The following is a 25,796-nucleotide window of genomic DNA, read 5'->3' as shown; positions in this document are numbered from 1 at the left end:
AGCAGTGTCATTTCCCAAGTATCATAGTCCATAATCGCAGTTCCACGCAAACCATCGTCAGAGATGATTAGACGCACGTTTATTTTTCTTGCGGTTATTCTTTTGATTGCCCTTTTTGCCATTCCTGCTGGCATTTTGCTTGCGCTTACGGTGCCGCTCTTTCTTGTCAGTGTGTTTCCATTGATTGCGATAGGGCTCCTTTACCTCGGGTCTCGGCTCGAAGGACTTTCATGGCTTTTTGATGGTGAGCTTGAACGACCCGCCTCAGCACAGCGTGCACAAAGCGAACCTTCATTCAATCAGGTGATTTTTCAGCGACACACGTTCGTGATTCGCCGCTACGAACTTAACTAAACTTGCTGTCTTAGGATGTAATTGCAGCGATGAGGTCCGACTTGGTGATAATTTCAAATTCACTGTTGCCATCGCCAATGAGCACAGCATTGTCGCGCGTGAGTTCATCAGAGAGTTTTGATAGCGGTGCATTAGGCGGTAGAATTGGAAATGGTTTTTCCATGTAGCCAATCACCTTATTCTGCTTTGCATCTGCTTCGGCAAGCAAGATGCTGAGGATTTTGTTATCGCTAATACTTCCAATCTCTGCGCCATCGGAAATAATCGGGGCTTGAGAGATTTCATATTTTTTCATCAACTCAAACGCTTCAAATAGGGGCGTTTCTGGCGTTACGAAAATCAATTTGCGATTCTTTTTAGTTGCAAGCACATCTGCTGCTGTCATCTGGGATTTATCGTGGCTGAACGATTGCGCAAAATTGTTTTCCTTCATCCACAGGTCGTTATACATTTTGCTAAGGTAGCGCGTACCGGTGTCAGTAATCATCACGACAACAACATCATCTTCGCTCAGTTGCTTGGCGTATTTCATTGCGGCATGCAGTGCTGCCCCAGATGAGCCTCCTGCAAAGATAGCTTCAAGTTTCGAGAGTGCTCGCCCAGCTGAGAATGCATCACCATCACTGACTGCAATAACATCATCGAGCACGTCAAAATCAGCGGTTTCAGGGATGCGACTGCCGCCCATTCCTTCTAACTTCCACAGTCCAATTTCCTCGGGCATCTGTCGCGTCTTGAAATAAGGCGCATAAGCTGACCCCACAGAATCTACACCAATGACTTTGACCTTTGGATTCAACTCTTTCAGTCGCTTAGCGATACCCGAGACCGTGCCACCTGTACCCATTGCCGCAAACACATGCGTTACTTTGCCGTCAGTTTGTTCCCAAATCTCTTGTGCCGTCGTGCGATAATGTACCTCTGGATTTGCTTCGTTGCTAAATTGATTCGGGTAGTAAGAGTTCGGAATTGTCTTTGCTAGGTGCTCTGCTACACTGTAGCAACTTCGTGGATCCTCGGGCTTAACGGCTGTAGGGGTAATGACTACCTCAGAGCCTAAGGCACGCAAAAGATCGATTTTTTCTTGTGAGACTTTATCAGGCATCACCATAATGCACTTGTAGCCTTTCACAGTCGCCACCAGCGCAAGTCCGATGCCCGTGTTGCCCGCCGTCCACTCGATAATCGTGCCGCCCGGTTTGAGTAGCCCGTTTTGTTCGGCATGTTCAATCATGCTTAGCGCAATGCGGTCTTTGATACTGCCCCCCGGATTCATAAACTCTAACTTTGCCAGCATCACAGGCTTCAGCGATTTGGTGATGCGATGCAGTCGTACCATTGGCGTCTGCCCGATGGTATCAAGAATGCTATTTTTCCACATGCTGTATTGCGCAAAAAACTTTCTGAAAAGCTATTTTTAAAAATGCGCTAAAGATTGCGTCTTTCCGACTTTAGCTCGGAAAGTTAAACATTGCTTGCTCGTCTGCAAACGTTTTTTTGGTGGGCAATACTCAATACAGCGTACCGACGCTCACTTGCTTTACATCAGTGCGACAAAGAAACCAATCACCACCTTTTTGGCGTTTGATCTTGCAAGCCGTTCAAGCATCATCTCAACACACATCACATGCCTCAAAAGACGCTTGTCTGGTTTCGAAACGACCTGCGCTTGCACGACCACGAAGCACTTACACGTGCTCTTGCTGAATCCAGCGAAGTTATCTTGCTCTACTGCTTCGATGAGCGTCAGTTTGGTAAGCTCCCCTCTGGATTTGCAAAGACGGGAAAATTTCGTGCAAAGTTTTTGCTCGAGAGCGTCGCTGATTTGCGCCAATCTATTCGTGAGCGTGGCGGCGAACTTCTTGTGCGTGTCGGCAAGCCTGAAGAAATTATCGCAAGCCTTGCTCAGTCGCTTGGCATCTTATGTGTGTATTTTCATCAAGAAGCAACAGATGAAGAGCTGCGCGTTGAAGCCGCTTTGAGAAAAAACCTTCGCACGCTTGGCGTCAGCACAAAAGAATACTGGGGCAGCACGCTCTACCACAAAAACGACTTGCCAATGTCGATTGAGCGTCTTCCTGATGTTTTCACGCATTTTCGCAAGCAAGTCGAAAAGCATGCGCGTGTGCGCGCACTTTTTCCAACCCCAACACGCTTGAAGTCTGTCGTAGAAGTTGAAGCTGGCGAACTTCCCACGCTGCACACTTTTGGACTGGAAGAGCCGCAAGTTGACGCGCGCGCTGTGCTTCATTTCAAAGGAGGCGAGAGCGAAGGCTTGAAGCGCCTTGACGAATACATCTGGCAAAAAGATCTGCTCAAAACCTACAAAGAGACACGCAACGGGCTTATCGGCGCAGATTATTCTTCAAAATTTTCGGCTTGGCTTGCTCATGGCGCGCTTTCACCGAGAAAAATCTACGATGAAGTTAAAAAGTATGAAGCCCAGCGCGTTGCTAATGACTCAACTTACTGGCTCATTTTTGAACTTGTCTGGCGCGATTACTTTCGCTTCATTGCGCTCAAATATGGCAACCGCATTTTTCACAAATTCGGCATCCAAGGCAAACCTAAAAAATGGGGACGCGATAAAACCGCCTTTCAAAAATGGGTATCGGGAACAACTGGTCAACCGTTCATTGACGCCAACATGCGTGAGCTGGCTGCAACAGGCTTTATGTCGAACCGTGGTCGGCAAAATGTAGCCAGTTACTTGGTGCGCGATTTGAATGTAGATTGGCGTTGGGGGGCTGAATACTTTGAATCCATCTTGATTGATTACGATGTGTGCAGCAACTATGGCAACTGGAACTATGTTGCTGGCATTGGCAACGATCCACGCGAAGACCGTTACTTCAACCCGAAGCGACAAGCGGAGATGTATGATGCTAATGCGCAGTATATCAAGTTGTGGATTCCTGAACTTCAAGCCTTTAGCGCCGCACACATTTTTGAAGCCCATGCGTTGCCCTATGTCTAAATGTCGTTTTCTTCTTTTTCAGTTGTTGCGTCATCTATGGGTACGGGATAATTGCCGCTAAAGCAAGCTGTGCAGTAACTGCCTTGTTCATCTTCATACTTTGGCACGCTGTTAAGTAAGCCCTTATGTGAAAGATACGCTAAGGAATCAACGCCAAGTTCTTCTCGAATTTTCTCAATGTTGCCGCCAAATTGATATGCAATGAGTTTGTCGCGCGTTGGAAAATCCATTCCGTAGAAGCAGGGGTTGACGATAGGCGGGGAGCTAATACGCATGTGAATTTCTTTTGGATGCGCTTCGCGCAGGAGTTGCACGAGCATCTTGGATGTTGTACCACGTACAATAGAGTCATCGACAACCACGATGCGACGATTCTTCAGAATTCCGCGCACGATGTTGTATTTGGTACGCACTTTGAGTTGCCGATCAGCTTCACCCGGTTGAATAAATGTGCGCCCGATGTAATGATTGCGGATTAAGCCGATTTCAAGGCGTGCTGGTGAGCCGTGCTTGTTGCTTTCTGTAACGAATCCTAGTGCCGCTGTGTTGGATGAATCAGGCACGCTAATAACCGTAACATACTTTTCATCTTCTTTAGGCGAAACCCCTGCTTCAAGCGAGAGATTTTTGCCCAACTTACGGCGCACTTTATCGACAGATTCGCCGAAGACGATGCTGTCAGGACGCGAAAAATAGACATACTCAAAAATACATCGTGCTTTGCGTGCTGATTTTGGTAAATGCATGCTCTTATATTCGCCTGTCTCGACGGTATGCTGGTCAATCATCAAAATTTCTCCGGGTTCAATTTCACGCTCATACTTTGCTCCAATCAAGTCAAACGCGCAGGTTTCACTGGCAAGTAAGTAAGCTGGTTTTGTCTTTCTGTCAGTGGGTTTTTTATACCAAGTGCCAGCGGTCGAAAACCGAGCGGATCGCGCGCTGCAATGAGCGCCCCATCGGTAAGAATCACAAGGGAATATGCGCCCTGAACTTGCAAGAGCGCATCATAAATGCGTTCAAGCGTCGTTTCAGCTTTACTGCGTGCAATAAGGTGCAAGATGACTTCAGTGTCGGAGGTTGCTTGAAAAATCACGCCATCCTCTGAGAGTTTTTGCGCAAGGCACGTTGATTGCTCAGATTCCCATTGTGCCCAAGCGCGAGGTGTCCACCTTTGTAATTGACTGAAAAGGGTTGAATGTTTTGTGGCGTTTTTGCCGAGCCCGCAGTAGAATAGCGATTGTGCCCGATAGCGGCTCGTCCTTTGAGCTGCTCAAAAATTTTTCGTCTCGGAAACTTCTGCGACAAGCCCAAGTCCTTTGTGCGTACGGAACACGGGTTTTTGTCGTTCTGCATCAAAGTCAGAGACCACGATGCCGGCGCCTTCCTGCCCGCGGTGTTGCAGTGCATATAAGCCATAGAAGGCATCAATTGCGGCTGTAGGAGAGTTATAGACCCCAAAAACACCACACATTCTCGTTTTCTTTGTTCAAAAGTTGATTAATTGCGTTTGTATCGACCGTGCCGATATGTATTTCTTACACTCAAAAAAAAGATGATCATTGCAACGAGTGCTACAAGATAGGACTTTGAAGTGAGCAGAGAAAAATCACTACGAAATTTCAGGAGCCCAAAGCCGCCAAAGAGTGCAAGCACCAAGAAAGTGCTCGCAAGTAGAAATACGGCATTTTTCGCACTGCTATCTTTGTAGGAGCGACTGCGACGAAACATGATAAACGCAGCATAGCCAAACAGCACCAGCCACAACAAGAGATGCACACTAAGGGCAAAGAATGAAAACCGGCTCAGCACAGGAATGAGGGTTTCAGTTTTGAAAGGCAGCGGTGGCGCCAGCGTCACGACAAGCATATCAATTCTGCTCGGGGCAATTTCAGCCACTTTCATTTTGTAAAGTAGCCACTTCCAAAACCACTCGTTGTAGAGCGCCGTAATCACTAGGAACAACAGCATTAGACTCATGGCAAAATAAATGTCGTAACTTTTTCTGGAGCGTGTAAAACCGATAGCGAACATAAATGCAAAATAGACAAACCACAGCAGTGAAATCTGCCAGCCCAGCCAGTAGAGTTGACCATAGCTGCCAGCAGCTAGCACACCTGACACCGCTAGTGACGAGATAATGAAAAACACACCTTTGGATGCAAGACAAAGTAGTGCCAACGCTGCAAACTGCAGTGCCCGTGCTTGCAGCTTGTCAATGCTTTTGAGGCGATTACTGCGACGGTAGAGCAAATAGGCAAAAACAGTCCCAAGAAAAATGAGTAAAAGTGATACAAAAAATTGCAACGACAACTCTGGTGAGAGCATTTGGTCGAGCCAATATGACACGGCTGATTGCTCAGATAAGCGCAGTGAATCTTCTGTGGCTTTAAGTTCAGAGAGTCGACGAAGAGAATCTCTGAGAAGGTATTCTTTGTCAGGCATTCTGGCGTTTTTGCGTCAGAGTTATCGGCATATCTGCGCTGCTTTGAGAAAAAGGGGTACTTGTGGAGCTAAGGAGATTCGAACTCCTGACCTCTTCAATGCCATTGAAGCGCTCTACCAACTGAGCTATAGCCCCGAAAGGAAATACAAAGATACAACGATTTTTTTCTTATGCAAAGCTTCTCATGCAAGCCTCGCTCTTTGAAGCAAAATTCACGACGTATTTGTTACTATCTTTAAAGAATTGCTCAAAGCTCAGGCATAGCTTGACGGCAAATCCAAGTTATCCAAGTTTGTTGCATCGCACAACCAATCATCACGCTCATGAGATACAATTTCACTGAAATTGAAAAAAGTGGCAAACTTACTGGCAAACCCATCAGACTTTCCGTGTAACGGAAGACGAAACAAAGCCCAAGTATTATGTTCTCGATATGTTTCCCTACCCCAGTGGCAGTGGGCTGCATGTCGGACACCTTGAAGGTTATACGGCAACAGATATTTTTGCGCGCTTCAAACGCCACAAAGGGTTCAATGTCTTGCATCCGATGGGATGGGATGCCTTTGGCTTACCTGCTGAACAGTATGCCATCAAAACCGGTACACACCCGCGCATTACAACGGAACAAAACGTGCAGAGCTTTAAGCAAACCTTGATGCGCTTCGGTTTTTCCTATGATTGGTCGCGCGAAATCAATACAACCGACCCAGACTACTACAAATGGACACAATGGATTTTTCTCAAACTCTATGAAAAAGGCTTAGCCTACACAGCAGAAGTGCCTGTCAATTGGTGTGTCGAGCAGCGTGTTGTCCTAGCAAATGAAGAAGTCGCAGAATATGTCGAAAAAGGCTTCACCGTCCTTCGCAAGCCCTTGCGCCAGTGGGTCTTGAAAATTACGGCATACGCTGAACGCTTGCTTCAAGATTTAGACGAGCTTGATTGGAGTGAGAGCATCAAAGACATGCAACGCAATTGGATTGGCAAAAGTGAAGGCTGCGAGATTGATTTTCAACTTGAAAACTCTCCTAAAAAAATCACGGTCTTTACCACGCGCCCCGATACACTTTTTGGCGCAACATACATAGTGCTCTCACCTGAGCATCCGCTTGTCGATCGCATCGTTAGCCCAGCACAACGCGCAGCTGTAGAACACTATCGCACTGAAACTGCTAAAAAAAGCGACTTGGAGCGCACCGATTTGCAAAAAGAAAAAACAGGAGTGTTCACGGGTGGCTATGCCATCAATCCTGCTACCCAATCTGCGATTCCAATCTGGATTGCCGATTATGTTTTGATGAGTTATGGCACAGGCGCTATTATGGCTGTCCCTGCACATGATGAGCGTGACTGGGAATTTGCAAAGAAATTTGGTTTGCCAATTAAAGAAGTGGTACACTCACCGCACAGCGTCCAAGAGCAAGCGTTCGTCGGTAAAGATGCTCCTTGTGTTAATTCTTCAAACGATGAAGTCTCCCTTGACGGCTTAGTTTTCAAAGATGCCTTCGAGAAAATCGTTTCATGGCTTGAATCAAAGGGGATGGGACGGCGCAAAGTCAATTACAAGCTGCGCGACTGGGTTTTCTCACGTCAGCGTTATTGGGGCGAGCCGATTCCCATGAAATACTACCAAGATGAAAACGGCGAATACACAATTTTGCGACCCGAAACGAACTTGCCATTACTCTTGCCTGACGTAGAAAAGTATGAGCCTTCTGGCACAGGCGAATCGCCACTTGCCACTATCACACACTGGCTCTACGGTGAAGATGAGTACGGCAAATTCCGCCGTGAAACAAACACCATGCCTCAATGGGCTGGCAGTTGCTGGTATTACCTTCGATTCAAAGATGCACATAACAATCATCAACTGCTTTCACCTGAAAAAGAGAAATACTGGGGTGCCGTTGACCTCTATGTCGGCGGAGCCGAACATGCAGTTTTGCATTTGCTTTATGCACGGTTCTGGCACAAAGTGCTCTTCGACTTAGGTATTGTTTCAACCAAAGAGCCCTTCCAAAAGCTCTTCAATCAAGGTATGATTCTGGGTGAAGATGGCGAGAAAATGTCCAAATCGCGTGGCAATGTCATTCCTGCTGACAAAGTGCTCGCTGAACATGGCGCTGATGCCGTCAGACTATACGAGATGTTTTTAGGACCGCTTGAACAAGTTAAACCTTGGAGTACCAAAGGCATTGAAGGCATCTCGCGCTTTTTGGGCAGAGTCTGGCGCCTGGTCTTCAAATCGCATGAAACGCCCGAGCATGATATTATTGTCGACGATACACCCATGAGCGCAGAGATTGAGCGTATGATGCACAAAACGATTAAAAAGGTTAGCGAAGATTGTGAGAATTTGCGGTTCAATACGGCGATTGCTGCCATGATGGAGTTTGTCAATCTCTTGACCAAAGAAAATTGTCATAACCGCATCGCCATTGAAAACTTGCTTTTGATGCTCTCCCCTTTTGCGCCTCATATCGCCGAAGAACTCTGGCAAGCGCTGGGACATACGACCTCGATTGCCAACGAGCCTTATCCGACTTATGACCCAGAATTAGCGAAAGATGATGTGGTTACGATTGCCGTTCAAGTCAGTGGGAAATTGCGCGGCACCTTTGAAGCCCCTGTTGGCATTACTAACGAAGAACTCATTGCACGCGCTATGCAAGTCGACACCGTGCAAAAGTTTATTGATGGCAAAGAAATTATTAAGAAAATCGTTGTGCCCAATAAACTCGTCAACTTGGTGGTTAAGCCGTAGTCAGTTCATTTACGCTGTGCAAACTTAGACATCCTAAAGCATGAGTGCAGAAGTTCACACGCCGTTGGCTTCTCAGACCAGCCGAGCTGTAAATGGGATTTTCATCAAAGGGGCAAGAACACACAACCTCAAAAATCTTGATGTTGTTATTCCGCGCAATAAGCTGGTTGTCATCACAGGCGTCAGTGGCTCAGGGAAATCTAGCCTTGCTTTCGACACGCTGTATGCGGAAGGGCATCGCCGGTATGTGGAATCGCTCTCTGCTTACATTCGCCAGTTTCTCGAGCGCATGCAAAAGCCTGATGTAGATTTTATCTCTGGCATCGCGCCTGCTATTGCAATTGAACAGAAAACCATTTCTAAAAATCCACGCTCAACCGTTGGTACAGTTACGGAAATCTATGACTACCTGCGACTGCTCTTTGCACGCATTGGGAAAACCTATTCACCCGATACACATGAAATGGTGCTCAAGCACTCGCCCGAAGATGTCTTGATTCAAATGCGGCTTTTGGAAGAAGGCATCAAGTTCTACATCTGCTTTCCCTTTCCGCATCACAAAGACGAAAAGAAAAAAAGACCGCACGCTCACAGAAGAAATCCAAACCCTCAAACAAAAAGGCTTTTACCGTATTGTTCATGGAAAAACCCTTTTAGATGTCAGTCGTCCAGACGATGAAAAAAATTGCTTGCACTTGCAAAGAAAGAGCAAGAAAAGTTGCTTGTGCTGGTCGATAGGTTAGTTCTCAAACACAACGATGAGACTTTCTCACGCATCACGGAAGCTGTTGAAACCGCTTTTGCTGAATCGAATGGTTATTGCACCGTGCGTGTTTTGGAAGGCAGAGATTATGTCTTTAGCGATAAGTTTGAACTCAACGGTGTCGAATACGAAGAACCCACGCCTCAGCTTTTTGCGTTTAATTCGCCCTTTGGGGCATGTCCAACTTGTCAAGGTCTTGGGCGTGTGGCTGGCATCGATGAAGATGCAGTGGTGCCGAACAAAGCCTTGTGCTTGCGCGATGGCGCCATCGTCTGTTGGAACTCAGATAAGCATTCTCAGCATTTGCGTGCGCTCATTCGAATCGCACCAAAATATGACCTTCCGCTCGATATGCCCTACAGCAAACTTCCTGCTAGTGCCAAAAACTGATTTGGCAAGGTGCACCGAAAGATGGCTTTCTTGGCATCAACGGCTTCTTTGAAGAAGTTGAAAAAGAAGCGCAATACAAGATGCACTACCGCGTGCTGCTTAATCGCTACCGCGGCTACTCCACTTGCCCCGACTGCGGTGGCTCTCGCTTGCGCAAAGAAGCCTTGTATGTGAAAGTTGCCGGCAAAACGATTTTCGACATTGTGCAAATGAGCATCGCTGAAGCCTATGAGTTTATCAAACACCTTGAAATCTCGCGCTTCGATAAAGAGATTGCACAAACCATTTTGAATGAACTAGAAAAACGCTTGGGCTATCTGGTTGAAGTAGGCTTAGACTACCTGACACTGAATCGTCCCTCGAACACACTCTCAGGTGGAGAGTCGCAACGCATCAACTTAGCAACTTCGCTCGGCTCTTCACTCATGGGCTCCATTTACATTTTGGACGAGCCCTCGATTGGACTGCATCAACACGATTCCGCACGGCTGATTCAAATTCTCAAACGCTTGCGCGATATTGGCAATACGGTTGTCGTTGTTGAGCACGACCGCGAAATTATCGAAGCTGCTGATGAACTCATTGATTTGGGTATAGGTGCTGGTCGCCATGGCGGCTCGCTTGTCTTTCAAGGTCCACCTGCCGACGTGGTACAATCGCCTCATTCACTTACCGGAAAATATCTTTACAACAAACATGCTATTGCTGTGCCTCAACAGCGACGCGCCGTGGATTTTTCAAGGGCAATTGAAATTGAGGGCGCGCTCGAGAATAATCTCAAAAACCTCACGGTCAAATTTCCGCTTGGCGTCATGACCTGTGTAACGGGCGTAAGCGGCTCAGGCAAATCTACGCTGGTGCACGACATTCTCTACTTGGGTTTGCTTAAACAAAAAGTCGGCACCAGTGAAAAAGTTGGCACTCACAAAGCGCTGCGTGGCGCACACCTTGTCGAGAAAGTCGAGATTGTCGACCAGTCGCCAATCGGACGCTCCAGTCGCAGCAATCCAGCTACTTACATGAAAGTCTTTGATGACATTCGCTTGCTGTTTGCCCAAACCCCATATGCCAAAATGAAAGGCTGGGATGCAGGCTATTTCTCGTTTAACATTCCGGGGGGTCGCTGCGAAGCCTGTGCAGGTGAAGGCATTGTTCGCGTTGAGATGCAATTTCTTGCAGACGTTGAAACCATCTGTGAGGCTTGCAACGGCAAGCGCTACAAAAGCGATACCTTGAATGCCCGCTACAAAGACAAATCTATTGCCGATGTGTTGGAGATGACAGTTGCCGAAGCTGCCGAGTTTTTAGCGACCAAAAGAACATCGTAAAAAAACTCAAAATCTTGCAGGAAGTTGGCTTAGATTATTTGCAGCTCGGTCAATCTGGCAGTACACTTTCTGGTGGCGAAGCCCAGCGCCTGAAACTTGCTTATCACATCGCTAGCAGTGAATCCAAAAATAGCTTGTTTATCTTCGATGAGCCGACGACAGGCTTGCACTTTGATGATATTCGAAAACTCATCGCCTGCTTCAATCGACTTCTTGAGCAAAACAACACACTTGTCGTCATTGAACACAATCTTGACCTCATCAAGCAAGCGGACTGGATTATTGATTTAGGACCAGAGGCAGGTGAGCGTGGTGGTGAAATTATTGCGCAAGGCACACCCGAAGAGGTTGCTATGTCAGAGCGCTCCTACACTGCCAAATACCTGCGTGAGTATCTCAAAAAAAGCTAAGCTAATGAGATGCCCAAAAAACTCTCGCTTGCCGAACAAAAGAAGCGTGCCGCGCGCATCAAACTTGTGCTCACCGATAACGACGGCGTCTTGACTGACACCGGCGTCTATTACTCCGAGCGCGGCGAAGAATTAAAGCGTTTTTCTATCCGTGATGGCATGGGTGTGGAGCGTTTGCGTAAACTGGCTGGCATAGAAACGGCAATTATCACTGGTGAGCAATCGGGCAGTGTCAAAAAACGTGCTGAAAAACTTCATCTCCCCTTTCTCTACCTTGGTATCAAAGATAAACGTGCGCATCTTGAGCACATCCTTAAAGAAACATGTTTGAAAGTTGAAAATCTTGCTTACATCGGTGACGATATGAACGATTGGGATATTCTTCACATCATTGGCGAATCGGGCTTGACCGCCTCTCCCAACGATGCACTGCCTGCAATTCGCTCCATTGTGCACTATGTGTGCAAAGCACGTGGTGGATATGGTGCCTTCCGAGATTTTGCAGAGCGGTTGCTTTACCTGCGTGGTGAAAAAAGTGCCATGCGCCCTTGACACTCTCCAAATACTCTACCCTTTACACTTGCTTGCATCTTTTTACAGCCAAAATTGGCATGAACGCAAAAAGGCAGTGTTATGCACTGCCCTGTAGTCGCATGATGGCGCTGTGATAAGCTCTAAACGGATGCCGATACAATATGCATTACTTGATTGAGGTTCATTGTCTCAAAGACCTTTTTGAGGTTCGGATTAGGATTTGCAATTGTGATCTTCGCACCATGCTTTTCGGCTTTGACATGCAAGCGAATCAGCAATCCTACGCCTGAGCTATTTGCAAAAAAGACATTTTTGATATCCAAGATAATGTGTTTGTGCCCAGCTTCAAGCAGGCGCGTTACCTCGTTATAGAGTGGTTGTGACTGCTCGCCGCCCCAGAGATCACCGCTCAGCTCTATTTCGGCACGCAGCGATGACGTTTTAGTGTTCAAAATCAGTGCATTTGTGTTTTCGTCGCTTCGTTGGGAAGCAGCAAAAGTAATCAGAAAAATGCTTTGCATTGTACCTATTGAGTTCAAGAGTTATTTGACAGCTTGCCAATCGCGCGCATAGCGAAAATCAACGCCCAGTGTGCGTGCAGAAAGTTTTGCAATCACTGGTGTCATTCGCTTAAATTGACTGCGCACGACAAGTTGCCTTGTTTTACTCAAAAACGCCGCAGAAGTTCCACTCTTTATGAGTTCTTCATCGGATAGGCGCAAGTCTATCATTTGATAGAGCAATTTATCGACTTCAGCGTACGTGAAGCCAAGCTCATCTTCATCTGTTTGTCCTTCCCAGAGGTCTGCACTGGGCTTTTTATCAATGATGCGCTGCGGTATCTGCAGGTGCTTAGCTAACTGCCAAACTTGCGTTTTGTAGAGATCACCAATCGGATTGATTGCGGAAGCCATATCGCCAAAGAGTGTGCCGTAGCCCAGCAGCAATTCCGTTTTATTGCTTGTGCCTATCACGAGTCGATGATCGCGCATGGAAATATCATAGAGCACAATCATACGCATTCTCGCCATAACATTGCCACGACGCACGTGATTGGCATCAGGCTCTGTTGCAAAATACGCATCAACCATTGGTGTAATATCACGCCGCTCTGAGGCAATGCCTAACTGCGCAATCAGCAATTCTGCATCAGAGAGACTATCGGGGCTACTTGTTTTGTAGGGCATCATCACAGCCAGCACGTTTTCCTTGCCTAATGCACGTGTCGCCAAGGCACACGACACTGCCGAATCCACACCGCCTGAAAGCCCGAGTACAACTTTCTCAAATCCGACTTTGCGCACTTCGCAGCGAATGAAATTGAGCAGAATGTCTTCAACAAGTTGGTAATTCATTGGAGCGTTTTGATAGCGTTAGGGCAAACACTTTCAGCGTCTTATGGCAAGTTCATCTTCCACGATTTGTCCATCGCGCATGACAATTGTACGGTCCGCGATTTGCGCTACATCACTGGCATGGGTGGCAATGATGAATGTCTTTTTTTGCTCACGCGCTAGCTCTTCTACAAGGTCCAAAATTTGTGCCGCATTTTTTGAGTCCAAATTTCCCGTTGGTTCGTCAGCAATAATGATATCAGGATTGTTCATCAAAGCGCGGGCAATTGCGGTGCGCTGCATTTCTCCGCCTGAGAGTTCAAAGGGCTTATGCGACAGCCGATGTGAAAGTCCTACGCGTTCAATGAGCATCAATGCACGCGCTGTGTTTCTTTTTCAGGTAAGCGCGCCAGCGTGCTTGGCAAAAGCACATTTTCCAGTACGGTGAGTGTGGGCATCAAATTGAAGAATTGGAAGATGACCCCAATTTTTTTGCGTCGAAATGCCGTCAGTTCGCGCTCGGTCATCATGCTGATATCCGTTCCATCAATTTTCACGGTGCCGCGCGTCGGTTTGTCAATTGCCGACACAATGTTCAGCATTGTGGTCTTGCCACTGCCCGAACTGCCCATGAGTGCTACAAGTTCGGCCCGCTCAATCTTGAGTGAGACCCCTGCAAGCGCATAGACTGGTGCAGTTTTTTTCGTTGTAGATTTTGACAACGTCTTTGAGTTCAATCATGCCGAAATGAAGAAAACATTGTTCTCAAAACGCCTTGCCTTCTAAAGACGTTCAGTCGAAGTGCGTATCTTACACAAACTCTAACTCAAATTTAGTAGTATGTCCAAAAACATTGTAGGTTTCAAGGAAGCGGCACAGAAAGCGCTCTCGCACTTTCGTGATGTGATGCAAGATGCTGCCTATCAAAATATCTGCGTTGAAGAAATTGAGAAAGTCGGAAGATGGGCAATTCTGGTTTGTTACCATTGGCTACGATATGCCCACCAATGATTCGTCGTATGCGTTATCAAATCTTGTGCGCCGCTATAAAGTCTTCAAGGTAGATATTCTGACTGAAGAAGTAGTGTCAATGAAAGTTCGCACTTTGCAGTAAGTGCGTCACATGCATCACAAATCTCCTGCGATAGGTCGTAAGACAATTTCCTCAACGCTGGTGCGCTCGGGCTGCAAGTATGCCTCCACGACAAGTTTTGCAACATCTTCAGGCATCATCATGCGTGGTTGGAATTTTTGAGCATCTTCGCCCCACATTGGCGTATAGACCGCGCCGGGCATGATGTTGGTTACACGCACATTGCATTTGCGCGCATAAAGTCGGAGGACTTCTACCAAGCCTTTCTGACCAAACTTTGACATGCAGTAAATTGCACTTTGCTCAAAGGGGGTCTCTGCTGCCACAGAGGTTATGAAAATGATATGCCCACTACGGCGACGTTGCATGTCTTCAAAGACCTTCTGAGTCAGGAAAAATGTGCCTTTTAGGTTAATGTCTATGGTGTAGTCAAAGTCCTCTTCGGTGAGCTCTAAGATGTTCTTGAAGCGCCCCACACCTGCATTGTTGACGAGGCAGTCAATCTTGCCGAAACGCTTGATGGCACACGTGTAGATGTTTTCAATGTCAGAGAGGCGGGCAATATCAGCGACACAAATTTCTGCTTCCACATGATGCTGGTGGCACTCGTGTTGAAGCGTTTCTAAATCGGCGTGGGTGCGGGAGACAAGCAACAACTTAGGCTCAAAGTCAGTGCACTTGCGCTGTGCAAATTCAAGAGCAAGATGGCGCCCAATCCCTTTACCTGCGCCAGTGATGAGAATGACGGACATAGTGGTATCGTAGTAAGACTGAAAGACAAAATAAAAAGCGTTTCAAGATTTGTGCCTTGAAACGCTTTCTTCAGGGTTTGAAAGTCGGCTAGTAAAGTTTTGCGCCGGGCGCTCTGATGAACGCTGCGATTTTCTTAGCTTCATCATCGGTGAAGGCTTTGGAGCGATCTTGTTTTGCAAGGCGCTGCATCCATTGGACAAGTTCCAGCGTTTTCGCATCATCTTTCATCCACTTTTGGCGCATCTTGCCTGCATTGGCACTCAGCGAATGGCAACTAGCACACTTCTTTTTGTAGAGTGCTTCATAAGCTAGTGCATCTTGTCCACCAGAGGCTGGTACGACTACTGCTTCAGCAGGTGCCGCAGGTTCATCAGCTGGAGCTGGCTCAGCAGCAGCAACCGTTGCTGGCGCAGGGGCATTGACAGCGGAAGTCGCTTCTGAGGCTTTCTTTTCCTTTTCTTCCTTACGCTTCAAAAATTCCTTCATCAGGTAGTTCTGAATTTTGAAGACATCAACATCTTCTACCTTGATGGCTTCACCTTTAGAATTTTTGGAAGCGAGCATTTGCGCCACAAATTCGTTAACCTTTGATTCGGATACGATAAAGGTTTCATCGAATTGGCGATACTTTTCAGGGAAGTCGTATTTCTTCATTAACTCATCGTACTCAGCTTTGGCGGCATCGACAGAGGTCAAAGCTGGCGGGGTTACCTCGCTTGCAGGTGTAGCAGGCACTGGCTCTTCGCCGTTAAGTTGCGCAACGGTACGTGGTGCAGGGCTGCCATCCTTGAAGACTCTGACTTCACGCGGGTTGGTAGCCACTACCCCGATCCACGCAAAGAAGATAGATGCCATGCCGACGAAAATAATTGGCAGGAACCACCCTGAATTGTACTGCTGTACGAATTTGCCAGCAATCCACACCGTTAGACTGGCGCCCAGAAACAGCGCAACGTATCTAATGTAAGTATAGCCGACTTTACTGACGGGAACGCCATTCCATGCTGCAACTGCTAGATAAATGACAAAGATTGTCAAGATACCGAGCACGACTGCAAGGAAGAGCTTAATTGATGATCTGTCCATAGTTTGCGAAAGTTGTTTAGTTGTTGCAGATACTACGATACATTTGTCTGCCCACACTCACAATGCAATGCGCAAAACTACTATGCGAGTTGAATGTGCGCTGTGGGTAAACACTACCCACTGAAACCACTCTAATTTACTTAAAGTTTTTTGCGAAGCGAGACCGCGCGCAGACAAAGTTAGACCATAGTGTAAAAACTCATGTTACGCAGTAGAACCACTTGCCTGAAAATTCGGCTCTATCGACCACGCTTAGTTCAAACTTGATGCATGCTTATTATGCCGTGTGAGAGACTTGTTCAGATGTCAAGTGCTCACTTGTTGCACTTGTTGCCTGATGAAGCCGCCCGGCATATTTTTTCTCATAGGCTTCTGTGATGTATTCCTCCAGCGTCATCAGGCGATCGATGCCCAAGATGCGCTTAGGTTCTGTCATGTCGCACGCCATATTGTCGTAACTAAAATCTAAGAGATGCACTAGTCCCCACGCTTGCTCCCAGAAAGGCTTGACGGCTTCAGCAAAGATACGTAGCGGCGTTACAGGAATGTGGAACGCTACAACAGGCTTGCCTTCATACTTCATTCTCACCTTCGACCACTCTTCAATGAGATCATTAAAAGTCATGAGTCTACCACCACCAATTTCCAGTGTTTTGTTCAAGCACTCTGGGTTGCCAATTGCTGCAACATACATTGCTGCCACATCTTGCTCTGCAAGCATTTGCGTCGTGGTTTTGCCATCACCGAGAATGGGAAAGATGTTTGTGGCTTGAACAAACGGCTCGCCTCTGTAATAGAGCTCGTAGAAAAATCCGCATGGACGGAAAATCGTGTAGGTTAGCCCGCTTTCACGTAGTTTTTCCTCTGTCATTAGCTTTGCCCAGACGAAACTGTATCCGAGAGAGTTTTTAGGAAAGAGTGTCGAAGTAAAAATAAACTGCTTTACGCCTGTCTCTTTTGCGGCTTCAATGGCATTCATTTGTCCGAAGTGCTCTGCATTGCCACGCGATTGAGCTGTACGGTCTTGTCCTGCGCTCACACAAGAAATCACGACATCCATTCCCTGCATGGCTTGCACTAAGCTCGCCTTGTCCATAATGTTGCCAAAAGCAACCTCAAACTCTGGTAGCCCTGCTGCGCGTGCAGCTTCTAATTTTTCTTTGGACTCAGGGCGTACAAGCCCGCGTACCTGATATCCTTTGGCTTTGAGGCGTGGCACGAGTTCCCTGCCTAAAACGCCTGTTGTACCAATAATGAGGACATTTTTCATGGTCAAGCCTCCTCTGACGGCTGTTAAGGTTGAGTCATGTGGTTTTGCTTATTGAAAACGCGCCACTAAGTCTGGCGTAATGCGTTGCGGTCGGAGTGATTGTCTATTTAGTAGGCACCAGACGCTGCGCACTTTTGCCAAGAGCTGGTTGTCACTTGGTCGCCAAATTTCTGTAAAGCGTTCGCAGGTTGCTGCAGTGGCTTTGCCAATCCAAGTCTTCGAGAGCAATTCTTGACCTAAAAAAGATGGTTTGAGGTAGTCAATTTCGTGGCGAATCACAACCCATGTGAAGTTTTCTTGTTGCTCTATCGTTGCGCGAGCACGCCAATGCTGTACCGCCACGTCTTGTGTCCATTTCAGGTAGGCAATGTTGCTAGCGTGATTTTGCATATCAATGTCTTCGGGTTGCACACGAAAATGCCGCTCAAAGACTTGCTTTGGCTTCAATACAGTTTTACTCATTCTCATCGTAGAGATTCTTGAGGCGCATCGCCCTGTATCAATCGGCGGCAACCGCCAGCACTCGCTCCAGTGAGACTCTGCTTTCGGCTTCGAATTTTTCTTGCGAGAACCTTGGCAGCATGAGCGTCGCAATACTGAATGCCACTATTTCTAGCAAAAACACCGCGCCATAGGCTACCATCGGATTAGGGAACCAATGTATTAATATGTCGCGAATTGCGCCCATTCCAAGCTCACCTGAAAAGTTGGCAAGGCTCTGTGCTGTGCCCCAAAGCCCAATGTAAAGTCCCGAACGCCCTGCATGCATGGAAATCATGAAGATGATGTTTCCTACTGTGCAGCATCCTAAACCAATACCGACAACAACAAGTCCGACATAGAGCAAAAGTTTGTAATGCAGCAGTCCAGAAGCAATTAAAATGAAAAACCCAATCGCTGCTACGGTATTGCCAAACGCAATGGCATTTTTTAAGCCAACATACTGAATCGTAAAGCCTGTAATCAGCATGAAAATCAACTGCGAGCCGCCAAGATAAGGTCTGAAATTGGTGGTTTCAGCGACGGTCAGACCATGCACATCGGCACCAAAAGGCTCCATAACAAGTTCATTGCCAAACGCGGCAAAAATGGAGATGAAGACATAGAAGAAAAACCCTTTTGTCATTGGAGAGTCGTTAATAAGTGCCAGTGATTGCAAAAATGTGAGTGGGGCATCGCTTTGCTGGGTGGGTTCTTGGTAGCGGCGTTCTAGTCCAATCGTGGTCAATGTGCCAATGAGAAATGAAACCATTGTTGCAGTTTGCATTGCCGCAATAAGCTTATCGGTCGTAAAATCTTCTAAGGCTTTCTTCATTGCCACCGCTGTAAAGATGCCAGAGAGCACCATCAAAATCCAACTAATGGCTGCAACTTTGCTCAGCGATTTTTCGCCGGCATAATCAGCAATTAAGGCGTAGTAGGTTGTCAGTGAAGCATGGTAACCTATCCCGAACACTGTGAAGACTGCAATCAGCAACAGTAAGTTAGGCCAGAAATTTGTCTGCATCTTAATTGCAAGCGGCGCAATCAGTGGGAACATCATGCAGCAGAGCACCAAGCCTCCCAGAATAAAGGGTGTGCGTTTGTAGCCAAAAAAGTGTGTCTTATCGGAGAGATTGCCCGCCCAAATTTTCACACCTAGAAGCACCATCAGTTCACGAATACCAATGAGCGCACCAACAAGTGCCGCTGCAATGCCCAGCTCAATTGTCATTACGCGGTTTAGTGTATCGGTGAGAATCGCGTAGATAATGCCAAAAGAGATTTGAAACAGCGCAAGTCGCGCAAGGTTGAAGTAAAAGACGAATTTGCTCATAGTTATGGCAGGTAAATGTGTAAGTGTAAAATGCGCGTTGAGTTAGTTTTGCAAAAGATAAAAAAAGAACTTTTCAATTCAACAGTTTTGATAAGAGCTGTTGCACATTTTGTACGGTTTGACATGCTTGCACATTGTCTTCCGCTCTGCTTGCTACGGAAAGGTGTCTGCGCCACAATGCATTCATTGTGCTTTTTTACATAACTTGTAGATGCAATACTTGTTTCTGCAACTCTATTGGACTAGGGCAGGAACAAAACATCTCACCTGAGGCGCATCCTGAACACTTTAAGAATTTGTTTGAGGAGCTTGAAGTAAATTAAGTAATTTAACAACTCTTGAACAACACATGTAACTATGACGCTTCAAGGCAAAATCATCGCTCTGTTGATCTTCACGATTGCGATTTCTGGGGCATTTCCAGCTGTGTCACTTTTTCTGTTGTATCGCTTCGAGACAGACTTCAAGCGTTATGTAGCCGAGCAAAGCAATGACTTCATTTCCCTCAAAGAAGTGAAAATTCACCTTTTGATTTATGACTCGGGTTTGTGGAAGTTTGTTGCCACAGGTGATCGTTCCCTTTTTTCCAAGATGAAACCGCTTGAAGCAAGCATTGAGCGCGATTTGAAAGATTTGCTCAAAAACCCCCATTCCGATTCTCTGTCACGCTCGAGACTGCAAAATGTGAAAGCGGCGGTGCAGCAGTATTTTGCTGATGTTGCAGAAATCTCTAAGTCGCAAAGTGAAGTGCGCCGGTTGGCTTTGAATCAGCAGCAAAAGATTGACCAAATTATGCGCGACATCAATGTACTGCTGTCAGCGACACAAGATGATCTTGTTGGAGCTTCAACTCAACTGCGAGAAAAACTTTCTACGCTGACCAGTCTTGCTATTCTCATGGCTGCGGTGTTCTTGCCCCTTCTTTGTCTCATTGCTTACCTGATTTACCGCTCGACCGCCGTGCCACTCCGCAACATCTGCGACCGACTGGGCTCTGTGCGCGTCGATGATCCTCAAACTATCGTTCAAATGATTAGCAACATGCGCATGATGAGCACCTCACGCCGATTTAATGACGAAATTGCAATGCTCTGTCGAAAAATCAGTGAATTTGGTACTGCCATCAACGAAAAAAACGAAGAGCTCAGTCGCCTAATCATTACTGATGAAAAAACTCAAATGTTCAATTTTCGCTACTTCAAATCGCAACTGCATCAAGAGTTTGTTCGCGCCCGTCGTTTTCAAGAGCCCTTCTCTATCATTATGGTCGATGTCGATAAATTCAAGCATTACAACGACACAAACGGACACTTGCTCGGCGATGAAGTCTTGAAGAAAGTTGCACGCCTGATTCGTCAAGAGTGCCGTGAGACCGATGTGCCTGCGCGTTTCGGCGGTGAAGAGTTTGCGGTACTTTTACCCCGCACTGACAAGGAGGAAGCTAAAGCTGTCGCTGAACGCATTCGCAAAGCCATAGAAGCTGAAGTTTTCATCAATCAGGAAAAGCAACCGGGCGGTAACCTGACCGCAAGTTTAGGCATCGCCACCTTCCCACATGATGCCACTAGCGAAGAGGAACTGATTAGCGTGGCTGATGTGGCGCTCTACGAAGCAAAAGCACGTGGTCGAAACCGATCCTTACATTATTCCGACCTTCAACTGACTCAAACTGAATAAAGCGCTGTGAAATTTGAGTTCACAATTGCTCGGCGTTTTACCTTTCCAAGAGAAGAGCGTCATCGCAAACCCTCGTTCATTACACTTATTGCTGTTGTTGGCATGAGCGTTGGTACAGCCGCTCTCATTCTGACACTCTCGATTGTCTATGGCTTCAGTCAAGTCATTGAATCCAAACTCTCTCTCTTCGGTGCACATCTTCAAGTCTCGCACGCCTCACTCAAAGAAATTGAATTAGACACACAAACCCTCTTGAGCCTTTCGCAGCTTGAAAATGTTGCAGCTGTTGCACCGTTCCTGCAGCGCAATGTGATTCTGAAATCGCGCTCCAACACTGGTGAAGCACTCATTGAGCCTGCTCTCGTCAAAGGCATTTTACCTAAAGACGATGTCTCATTCATACATGAAAAAGTTATCGCTGGCAACTTCCTCTCAGACAGTGCTTCAGTGAAACTGCCAATTTTGATTGGTAAAAAACTAGCCCAGCGTCTGGCACTGTCTGTTGGCTCCGAACTCTTGGTTATTTCCTCAACGGTGGCAATGAGTGAGTTGCCGCCGCACATTCACATTCAACGCCCTGAAGAACTTTTGCGCCAACTTAAAATTGAAACCGCTCAGGTCGTCGGTATCTATGAAACAGGTCTTGCGCAAGGCTTCGATGAAACAATTGTTTTCACCACGCTGCCTGCACTTCAACACTTTCTAGATTCGCCCCAAAAAATTTCTGGATACGACGTGCGCGTTGAGAATTTTGCGCAGGTGCGGCAAACCGCCGACATCATAAACCATGAGCTCAAAGCGCCGCTTGTTGCACGCACGATTTATCAACTTCACGCCTCGATTTATGCGTGGCTTGGCTTGCAGAAAAATGTCGTGCCGCTGCTCTTGGTGATGGTTACAATCGTCGCTTCCTTCAACATTATTTCCACCTTGCTTATCACTGTTTTAGAAAAGAGTATGGAAATCGGTATTTTGATGTCATTTGGCGCAAGCCCAAAACATATACGCCGAATCTTCATTTCTCAGGCTTTTTTGATGTCGCTTTTGGGAATTGGGATTGGCAATGCACTTGCACTTGCACTTTCGCTGCTTGAGCTGCACTTTCACTTTATTCCCTTGCCTGAAGAAACATACTACATTTCGCAAGCTCCAATTATCATTGAGCCAGCACATTACGCTATTGTTTCAATTGTCGCACTTGTCATTGCACTTTTGGCATCGCTTGTTCCTGCACAAAGTGCGGCACGACTTAGTCCCATCAACGCCATTCGCATATGAAGACTCCTTTGCTTCATCAAGCGCCGCAGTTGAAAGCCAACATGCATGTTGCCTCACGGTTTATTTTCGCCGCTAAAAAAGTTCGCATCATTAACGTGATTACAGGCATTAGCATCCTTGGCGTGATTATCGGCACTGCCACAATTATCATTGTGCTCAGCGTCATGAATGGCTTTCGAGATCTTGCCTACAACCTTTTTTTGGTGATTGATAGCGAAGCAAAAGTTATTGCCAAACAGGGCGCTACTCTTCGTTTTTCCGATTCGCTTTGTGCTGAACTCTCTACACTCAATGGTGTCGCTTCAGCACGTCCATTCGTTGAAGGCAAAGCCTTAATGATTACCGATAAACAAAGCGGCGTTATCATGCTCAAAGGCATTTTGCCTGAAGCATATCAAGAAATAGCGTACTACTTAGATGAACATCGCCGACCGCTCGAGGAAGGGACACTCACGTTGGGCTTGCCACTGGCTTACCGATTTTCTGCAATGTATAACACCAAGGCGCGTCTGCTTTCTGCAAAACACATTGATGCTGGACTTGCCGCCCTGCAAAATCCGCTGTTTTACTCTACCCTTGAGTTGCCTACACTTCGCGTTGCTAATTTCTTTTCAGCACATCGTGTCTATGACGAGATCTATGCCCTTGCTGCACTTCGCACTGCACAAGAAGTCTTTGGCTATCCGGCTGACGTCGTTACAGGCATTGAAGTACGCGCAAAATCAGGCATCTCTGACGACGTGCTTAAAGCACAGTTGATTAAGTGGCTTGAGCAAAAGGGGCTTTCAGAACAGTATAGTGTTGAGAGTCTGTCGGATAAATTTCTCGATCTTTTTCGCGTTATGAAGCTAGAAAAATGGGGCAGCTTTATCATTCTGTTACTCATTGTTATCGTTGCAGCTTTGAGCTTGATTGGCTCACTTACCATGACCGCCATCGAGAAACGACGCGATATCTATTTTCTCTATTGCATCGGATTTACACCTGCAAGTCTGCGACGCATCTTTCTCTTCGAGGGCTTGCTCATCGGACTCATTGGCGTAGCAATTGGCACTGCACTTGGGTTTCTCGTGTGCTTGCTACAAGAAAAACTTGGTCTTGTGCCATTGCCTTATGCCGAGTCGTTTATCATTAGTGCTTATCCCGTTTCCATGCTTGCTAGCGATTTTCTTGCCGTGATTTTGGCTGCACTTCTGATTGTATTTCTTGCCAGTCTCTACCCTGCGCATCGAGCGGCACTTTTAGCTACAACTTCAGCTGAGCGCTGGCGGTCGTAGCACGCTCCATACTTTTAGTTTTACACTTTTGCTAAATTACTTTGCCAATTTCGCTAACGCTTTTTCAGCACAAGTATGTCGCAATTAGTGCCACCGCATATCGAAAAATTAGAGCCCTATAAAGCGGGACGCAGCATTTCAGAAATCCAGACGCTCTACGGCATCAGCGAAGTCTATAAACTTGCCTCAAATGAAAATCCCCTGGGCATTTCACTCCGTGCACTTTCAGCGATGCGTGAAGCAATTACCAGCGTGAATCGTTATGGCGATCCGTTGTCACTTGCCTTGCGTGAAAAATTAGCGGCACGCTTCAATCTCAAAGTAGATAATGTCATCGCTGGCGCCGGCTCAGAAGGCATTATGTCAAACATCATTCGCGCATTTGTCAGCGACGAAGACGAACTGCTTACATCCGAAGGCACATTTATCGGCTTCAAAGTGCTAGCGCAATCCAAAGGCGCCCCTTTCATTCAAGTTCCCTTGAAAAAAGACTACCGCTTTGATTTAGATGCTATCGCAAATGCCGTCACACAAAACACAAAAGTCATCTATCTCTGCAACCCCAATAACCCGACTGGCACAATTTTCACCCGTGAAGAATTCGATCGTTTCATTCAGCATATTCCTGAGCGCGTCATTATCATCCTCGATGAAGCCTACTTTGAGTATGCCGCTTCCGACCCACTCTACCCTGATTCTATGTCGTATCGCTATGACAACGTTATTACACTGCGCACCTTTTCAAAAGCCTACGCACTTGCAGGCTTGCGTGTTGGATATGGCTTTGCGCATGAAAAATTCATCACCAACCTTCTGAAAGTCAAGCTCCCGTTTGAACCGAATTCTGTTGCGCAAGCCGCCGCACTTGCCGCCCTTGACGATGAAGAGTTCTTACAACGCTCACTTGCACTTAACCGAGAAGGCTATCAGTTTTTTACCAAAGCTTTTTCAGAGCTCGGCTATACTTGGATTCCCTCTTGGGCGAATTTTATTATGCTGGATTTGGAAAGTGAGGCGCGCGTCAATGACCTTACAGAATTTTTGCTTCGCAATGGCGTTATTGTCCGCCCACTCAAAGCGTTTGGGTTGCCACATTGTCTGCGTATCTCAATTGGATTGCCCAAAGAAAACGCACGCTGCGTGGAGCTGATGGAAAAATTTCTTACTACGCACGCACTCCAAGAATCCTGATTTTAGCTGTGCTGATCTCTTCCAGAGGCGATTGTATTGAACTAGCAAGCCCTTTTGTGGAAAAGCTCTCGCTCAACGTACCACTGAATTTGCGCGAAACTCTCTTTTGCGGTCAAGCCTTTCGCTGGCAAACTTTGCACAGTGATTCGGGCGAAATTTATACAGCAGTTGTACAAAATGCTTTCGTTGCGCTGCAGATGCAGTCATCACAACTCCTCATTGCCTCTTCTGCACCCATGATTGCGCAACAACCGCTAACACTCTTCGTAGACTACTACCTGGGACTGTCTGATAATCTGCAAGAGGTTTTCAGTCCATCGTTTCAGAGCCGCTACCCGCATTTGGTGGCTGGTGCCATGCCATACTTTGGATTGCGACTTCTGCGACAAGCACCGTTTGAAACCCTGATTTCGTTTATGTGTGCGCAAGGTATGGGCATTGCTCTGATTCGTCGTCAAGTGGCACAGCTTGCACAACGCTTTGGAACACCGCTTGCATTTTCTCTACCGCTGCGTAAGCCTCACAGTGCTTCACCGTCGTTTTTTGTCATCAAGGATTACACCTTTCCTACGCCGGCTGATCTTGCCGATGCACCACTTCGCCAACTGCGCCAATGCACTAACAACAACAGCCGACGCGCAGAAAATATCCGCCGTGTCGCACATGCTGTTGCCGATGGCTCGCTCAATCTCAATGCACTTGCTGCACCACATGCTACGCTTGAACATGCCCGCAACACACTGCTCCAATACGATGGCATTGGCGATAAAATTGCTGACTGCATCTGTCTTTTCGGACTCGGGCACCATGATGCTTTTCCAATTGATACCCACGTGCGCCAGTACCTTGCTCAATGGTTTGGCTTGAAGACACCTACTACCAGCCTGAGTTCTCGTGCATACCGCACCCTCGCTGATGCCGCTCGTGAAATTCTTGGCACACAATATGTAGGTCTTGCTGGCCAGTGGCTCTTTCACCACTGGCGTCGTGACATCAAAAAAATGCGTGATTATTAAAGGAAAACTAGCTCAAAAAAATTAACTTACATTTTCCTA

The 25,796-nt window shown here is 46.8% G+C and carries 17 protein-coding genes, 1 tRNA gene and 4 pseudogenes; 10 read left to right on the top strand and 12 right to left on the bottom strand.

The features are described from left to right. Positions 1-63: 63 nt before the first annotated feature. The gene (locus CMR00_09275; protein PIO47633.1) at positions 64-354 is read left to right on the top strand and encodes a hypothetical protein; all 291 of its coding nucleotides are present in this window, start codon (positions 64-66) and stop codon (positions 352-354) included. A gap of 10 nt (positions 355-364) precedes the next feature. Here CMR00_09275 and CMR00_09270 read toward each other — a convergent pair whose 3' ends face one another. Beyond that, on the bottom strand, positions 365-1,735 hold the full coding sequence (locus CMR00_09270) for a cystathionine beta-synthase (protein PIO47632.1): 1,371 nt from the start codon (positions 1,733-1,735) through the stop codon (positions 365-367). 246 nt (positions 1,736-1,981) lie between these two features. On the opposite strand from CMR00_09270, the gene CMR00_09265 reads away from it, so the two are divergent. Beyond that, positions 1,982-3,331, top strand: a complete 1,350-nt coding sequence (locus CMR00_09265; protein PIO47631.1) for a cryptochrome DASH — start codon at positions 1,982-1,984, stop codon at positions 3,329-3,331. Here the strand turns inward: CMR00_09265 and CMR00_09260 are convergent. The 3 genes and pseudogenes from CMR00_09260 to CMR00_09250 form a co-directional block, all read right to left on the bottom strand. Continuing rightward, positions 3,328-4,805, bottom strand: a pseudogene (locus CMR00_09260) (amidophosphoribosyltransferase). The gene CMR00_09265 and the pseudogene CMR00_09260 sit on opposite strands and share 4 nt — an antisense overlap. A gap of 26 nt (positions 4,806-4,831) precedes the next feature. Further along, complete coding sequence (locus tag CMR00_09255; GenBank protein PIO47630.1) at positions 4,832-5,776, bottom strand: hypothetical protein; 945 nt, start codon at positions 5,774-5,776, stop codon at positions 4,832-4,834. 60 nt (positions 5,777-5,836) lie between these two features. Further along, positions 5,837-5,912 (bottom strand) — tRNA-Ala (locus CMR00_09250). A gap of 188 nt (positions 5,913-6,100) precedes the next feature. Here CMR00_09250 and CMR00_09245 point away from each other — a divergent pair. The 3 genes and pseudogenes from CMR00_09245 to CMR00_09235 all read left to right on the top strand — a co-directional run bounded on the left by CMR00_09245 (position 6,101) and on the right by CMR00_09235 (position 11,984). Then, positions 6,101-8,541: pseudogene (locus CMR00_09245) on the top strand (leucine--tRNA ligase). Between the two features lie 40 nt (positions 8,542-8,581). Next, positions 8,582-11,432, top strand: a pseudogene (locus CMR00_09240) (excinuclease ABC subunit A). A gap of 9 nt (positions 11,433-11,441) precedes the next feature. After that, positions 11,442-11,984 (top strand): 3-deoxy-D-manno-octulosonate 8-phosphate phosphatase, encoded by a 543-nt coding sequence (locus tag CMR00_09235; GenBank protein PIO47629.1) that lies wholly within the window; start codon positions 11,442-11,444, stop codon positions 11,982-11,984. Positions 11,985-12,106: 122 nt separating this feature from the next. Here the strand turns inward: CMR00_09235 and CMR00_09230 are convergent, their stop codons facing one another. The 8 genes and pseudogenes from CMR00_09230 to CMR00_09195 form a co-directional block, all read right to left on the bottom strand. Then, positions 12,107-12,487, bottom strand: coding sequence for a hypothetical protein (locus tag CMR00_09230; GenBank protein ID PIO47628.1), 381 nt, complete (start codon positions 12,485-12,487; stop codon positions 12,107-12,109). A 21-nt stretch (positions 12,488-12,508) separates the two neighbouring features. Further along, complete coding sequence (locus CMR00_09225; GenBank protein ID PIO47627.1) at positions 12,509-13,321, bottom strand: NAD(+) synthetase; 813 nt, start codon at positions 13,319-13,321, stop codon at positions 12,509-12,511. Positions 13,322-13,354: 33 nt separating this feature from the next. Beyond that, positions 13,355-13,932 (bottom strand): annotated as a pseudogene (locus CMR00_09220) (macrolide ABC transporter ATP-binding protein). A gap of 496 nt (positions 13,933-14,428) precedes the next feature. Continuing rightward, positions 14,429-15,145 (bottom strand): short-chain dehydrogenase, encoded by a 717-nt coding sequence (locus tag CMR00_09215; protein ID PIO47626.1) that lies wholly within the window; start codon positions 15,143-15,145, stop codon positions 14,429-14,431. Positions 15,146-15,233: 88 nt separating this feature from the next. After that, positions 15,234-16,232, bottom strand: a complete 999-nt coding sequence (locus tag CMR00_09210; GenBank protein PIO47625.1) for a hypothetical protein — start codon at positions 16,230-16,232, stop codon at positions 15,234-15,236. A gap of 277 nt (positions 16,233-16,509) precedes the next feature. Then, entirely contained in the window at positions 16,510-17,502 is a 993-nt protein-coding gene (locus tag CMR00_09205) for a hypothetical protein (GenBank protein ID PIO47624.1), read from the bottom strand. A gap of 48 nt (positions 17,503-17,550) precedes the next feature. Continuing rightward, entirely contained in the window at positions 17,551-17,970 is a 420-nt protein-coding gene (locus CMR00_09200) for a thioesterase (protein PIO47623.1), read from the bottom strand. Between the two features lie 31 nt (positions 17,971-18,001). After that, positions 18,002-19,318: an MFS transporter gene (locus tag CMR00_09195; protein PIO47622.1), complete on the bottom strand. Its 1,317-nt coding sequence runs from the start codon at positions 19,316-19,318 to the stop codon at positions 18,002-18,004. 357 nt (positions 19,319-19,675) lie between these two features. Here CMR00_09195 and CMR00_09190 point away from each other — a divergent pair, with 357 nt between their 5' ends. The 5 genes from CMR00_09190 (at position 19,676) to CMR00_09170 (ending at position 25,757) form a co-directional block, all read left to right on the top strand. Continuing rightward, complete coding sequence (locus CMR00_09190) at positions 19,676-20,995, top strand: hypothetical protein (GenBank protein ID PIO47621.1); 1,320 nt, start codon at positions 19,676-19,678, stop codon at positions 20,993-20,995. 6 nt (positions 20,996-21,001) lie between these two features. After that, positions 21,002-22,273, top strand: coding sequence for a hypothetical protein (locus CMR00_09185; protein ID PIO47620.1), 1,272 nt, complete (start codon positions 21,002-21,004; stop codon positions 22,271-22,273). Then, positions 22,270-23,550 (top strand): ABC transporter permease, encoded by a 1,281-nt coding sequence (locus tag CMR00_09180; protein ID PIO47619.1) that lies wholly within the window; start codon positions 22,270-22,272, stop codon positions 23,548-23,550. The genes CMR00_09185 and CMR00_09180 overlap by 4 nt, the downstream gene beginning before the upstream one ends. 75 nt (positions 23,551-23,625) lie before the next feature. Next, positions 23,626-24,741 (top strand): histidinol-phosphate transaminase, encoded by a 1,116-nt coding sequence (locus CMR00_09175; protein ID PIO47618.1) that lies wholly within the window; start codon positions 23,626-23,628, stop codon positions 24,739-24,741. Then, positions 24,645-25,757, top strand: a complete 1,113-nt coding sequence (locus CMR00_09170) for a Fe-S cluster assembly protein HesB (GenBank protein PIO47617.1) — start codon at positions 24,645-24,647, stop codon at positions 25,755-25,757. The genes CMR00_09175 and CMR00_09170 overlap by 97 nt, the downstream gene beginning before the upstream one ends. Positions 25,758-25,796: the final 39 nt, after the last annotated feature.

The organism is [Chlorobium] sp. 445 (genome assembly GCA_002763895.1).
GTDB lineage: Bacteria > Bacteroidota > Chlorobiia > Chlorobiales > Thermochlorobacteraceae > Thermochlorobacter.
This window is presented reverse-complemented; position numbering and strand designations above follow the sequence as displayed.

Coding starts and splice junctions, on each gene's coding strand:
- CMR00_09190 (PIO47621.1), top strand. CDS start 19,676: ATGACGCTTCAAGGCAAAATCATCGCTCTGTTGATCTTCACGATTGCG.
- CMR00_09180 (PIO47619.1), top strand. CDS start 22,270: ATGAAGACTCCTTTGCTTCATCAAGCGCCGCAGTTGAAAGCCAACATG.
- CMR00_09225 (PIO47627.1), bottom strand. CDS start 13,321: ATGAATTACCAACTTGTTGAAGACATTCTGCTCAATTTCATTCGCTGC.
- CMR00_09235 (PIO47629.1), top strand. CDS start 11,442: ATGCCCAAAAAACTCTCGCTTGCCGAACAAAAGAAGCGTGCCGCGCGC.
- CMR00_09205 (PIO47624.1), bottom strand. CDS start 17,502: ATGAAAAATGTCCTCATTATTGGTACAACAGGCGTTTTAGGCAGGGAA.
- CMR00_09195 (PIO47622.1), bottom strand. CDS start 19,318: ATGAGCAAATTCGTCTTTTACTTCAACCTTGCGCGACTTGCGCTGTTT.
- CMR00_09200 (PIO47623.1), bottom strand. CDS start 17,970: ATGAGAATGAGTAAAACTGTATTGAAGCCAAAGCAAGTCTTTGAGCGG.
- CMR00_09215 (PIO47626.1), bottom strand. CDS start 15,145: ATGTCCGTCATTCTCATCACTGGCGCAGGTAAAGGGATTGGGCGCCAT.
- CMR00_09255 (PIO47630.1), bottom strand. CDS start 5,776: ATGCCTGACAAAGAATACCTTCTCAGAGATTCTCTTCGTCGACTCTCT.
- CMR00_09275 (PIO47633.1), top strand. CDS start 64: ATGATTAGACGCACGTTTATTTTTCTTGCGGTTATTCTTTTGATTGCC.
- CMR00_09270 (PIO47632.1), bottom strand. CDS start 1,735: ATGTGGAAAAATAGCATTCTTGATACCATCGGGCAGACGCCAATGGTA.
- CMR00_09210 (PIO47625.1), bottom strand. CDS start 16,232: ATGGACAGATCATCAATTAAGCTCTTCCTTGCAGTCGTGCTCGGTATC.
- CMR00_09230 (PIO47628.1), bottom strand. CDS start 12,487: ATGCAAAGCATTTTTCTGATTACTTTTGCTGCTTCCCAACGAAGCGAC.
- CMR00_09175 (PIO47618.1), top strand. CDS start 23,626: ATGTCGCAATTAGTGCCACCGCATATCGAAAAATTAGAGCCCTATAAA.
- CMR00_09265 (PIO47631.1), top strand. CDS start 1,982: ATGCCTCAAAAGACGCTTGTCTGGTTTCGAAACGACCTGCGCTTGCAC.